This is a genomic window from Archangium sp., assembly GCF_036389735.1.
Lineage (GTDB): Bacteria > Myxococcota > Myxococcia > Myxococcales > Myxococcaceae > Archangium.
The window spans coordinates 1-2350 of the sequence record NZ_DASVWK010001109.1 but is presented as its reverse complement, the minus strand read 5'-3'; the positions used below and the strand labels follow the sequence as shown (position 1 = coordinate 2350).

Here is a 2350-nt window from a genome sequence, read left to right as displayed (position 1 = left end):
ACTCGAAGATGATCGGCGTGCGCTCGGGAGGAAACCTTTACGTCAAGGCGAACAGCACGGGCACGTGGGTCGTGGCGGCCACCACCGCGAACACCTCGACCGAGGTCATCGATTGGGCGCCCACCGTCAGCGACTGGTATCAGGTGTGTGCGTACGGGGCCGGCGACTGGGACGATGTTCGCTTCACCAGCGACGCCTCGGACCCCGCGCGTTGTGGCGGCGTCGGCACGGCCGTCGATTTCTGCTTCGGCGCCGTGGGCCCGAACTGCGGCGGTGTCCCCGGCGCCTCGCCCTGTACCCTCAGGGGCGATGCCCTGATCGAGTGCCAGGTCGCGGTGGGCTCACAGCTCCACGACACGTGTTGCTCGCACAACCCCGGTGGGTACAACTGCGGCGGCATCGGCAATCCGCGCGGCTGGCCTTCGGACTGCCGGGCCGAGTGGGATCACGCGCAGAACGACGTGACGACCACCCGGCAGTTCCCTCGCGTCTTCGATCCCTCCGAGCCCTCGTACCGGCCCACGGACAGCGCGTACTGGAACTCGTTCTCCACCTACGACGCGCGCAACCGCGGGCTGCCGAACGGCGGGCTCGCCATCAAGACGCCGGTCGGCAAGGCGCTCTGGGACGTGGACGCGCAGAATGGCTGGTGCCAGAACCCGAGCAGCTACAACACCTACTGGAGCGTCCAGGGCTGGTACGCGGTCTGCCGCTGACTCAGGCAGGCAGGTGGAGGTGGGGGGCTTCAGCCCCCCCCATCGCCACCACAGCCACCACCCCCATCGCCACCACAGCCACCACCCCCATCACCACTCCCCCCACCACCTCCATCGCCACAGCCACTATCGCCACCGAAATAGCCACCGCCACCGCCATAGCCACCGTCGTTGGGCCCCTCCTCGGGAGACTTCTGGTGGCCGCTGTTGCTGACGCTCCTCCCCCGGGGGCCGCTCTTGCTGGCACTCATCACAAGGGAAGCGATGAAGAGGAGCTGGAGTGCCACGCAGGTCCATGAGGCCTCCCTGTCGGAGCATCCGGCCATCGTGAGCGCGACGAGGAGTACCGATGCCAGCGGAACCGCGTTCGTCCGGAGTTCACTCATCTTCAGTTCCCTCTTGAGCGAGATGCCTATTGGCTGGTGAAGAAGAGTGGTGCTCGCGGTTACAGCGACGCCATCCCCCGAGTAGCCGAGGATTCAGGCGGTCGCTGCCTCGTCGAGCACCATTGGACCCCCCGTGCCTTAGAGGGCCACCCGGAACGCCGCCTCGGTCTTCGCCTTCACCTCGTCCAGCGTGACGCCGGGGTGCAGTTCCTTCAGCACCAGCCCCTCCCCTGGCATGATCTCGAACACGCACAGGTCGGTGATCAGCAGGTTGACCACGCCCTTGCCGGTGATGGGCAGCGTGCACGTCTTGAGCACCTTCGAGGCACCGCGGGCGGTGTGCTCCATCAGCACCACCACGCGCTTCACGCCGGACACCAGGTCCATCGCCCCGCCGGGTCCCCGCACCATCCTGCCGGGTATCATCCAGTTGGCGAGGTCGCCATTCTCGGCCACCTCCATGCCACCCAGGATGGACAGGTCCACGTGCCCGCCGCGGATCATCGCGAACGAGTCCGCGCTGGAGAAGAAGCTCGCGCCCGGCAGCGCGGTGATGGTCTGCTTGCCGGCGTTGATGAGGTTGGGGTCGACCTGATCCTCGGACGGGAACGGGCCGATGCCCAGCAGGCCGTTCTCCGACTGGAGCGTGACCTTGATGCCCGGCGGAATGTGGTTGGCGACCAGGGTGGGAATGCCGATGCCGAGATTGACGTAGTAGCCGTCGCGCAGCTCCTGCGCGGCGCGCCTGGCCATCAGCTCGCGCCGGGCCATCTGCGCGGGGTCGGAAGAATCCTTCTTGGACGCGGTCGCGCCCTGCACGGTGCGGAACTCGATGCGCTTCTCGTACCGGGCTCCCTGGATGATGCGGTCCACGAAGATGCCCGGCGTGTGGATGTGATCGGGATCCAACTCCCCCACCTCGACCAGGTGCTCTACCTCGGCCACGCACACCTTGCCGCAGGTGGCGATCATCGGGTTGAAGTTCCGCGAGGTCTTCCGGTAGACGAGATTGCCGGCCTTGTCGCCCATCCACGCCTTGACGATGGAGACGTCGGCGCGAATGGCCTCTTCCAGCACGTACTCTCGCCCGTCGTCGAAGGTGCGGGTGTGCTTTCCCTCGGCGAGCGGGGTGCCGTAAGCGGTGCGCGTGTAGAAACCCGGGATGCCGGCGCCGCCCGCGCGGAACTTCTCCGCCAGCGTGCCTTGCGGTACCAGTTGCAGGTCGAGCTCGTTGGCCAGCACCTGCCG

The 2350-nt window shown here is 67.1% G+C and carries 3 protein-coding genes and 1 pseudogene; 1 reads left to right on the top strand and 3 read right to left on the bottom strand.

Annotation, left to right across the window (positions count from 1 at the left end; translation table 11 throughout):
* Positions 1-716, top strand: a 716-nt coding sequence (locus VF794_RS39870) for a hypothetical protein (protein WP_331118979.1), incomplete at its 5' end; no start/stop codon positions are given.
* 1 nt (position 717) lies between these two features.
* On the opposite strand, the gene VF794_RS39865 is transcribed toward VF794_RS39870, so the two are convergent.
* From VF794_RS39865 to VF794_RS39855, 3 genes and pseudogenes are all read right to left on the bottom strand, one after another.
* Entirely contained in the window at positions 718-876 is a 159-nt protein-coding gene (locus tag VF794_RS39865) for a hypothetical protein (protein ID WP_331118977.1), read from the bottom strand.
* A 364-nt stretch (positions 877-1240) separates the two neighbouring features.
* Positions 1241-1873, bottom strand: a complete 633-nt coding sequence (locus VF794_RS39860) for a CoA transferase subunit B (RefSeq protein WP_331118981.1) — start codon at positions 1871-1873, stop codon at positions 1241-1243.
* Between the two features lie 96 nt (positions 1874-1969).
* Positions 1970-2344, bottom strand: a pseudogene (locus VF794_RS39855) (CoA transferase subunit A); the annotation flags it as partial.
* Between the last annotated feature and the right edge of the window lie 6 nt (positions 2345-2350).

Bases quoted from the DNA above. Each gene is read 5' to 3' on its own strand.
- VF794_RS39860 (WP_331118981.1), bottom strand. From the start codon at position 1,873: ATGGCCCGGCGCGAGCTGATGGCCAGGCGCGCCGCGCAGGAGCTGCGC.
- VF794_RS39865 (WP_331118977.1), bottom strand. From the start codon at position 876: ATGGCGGTGGCGGTGGCTATTTCGGTGGCGATAGTGGCTGTGGCGATG.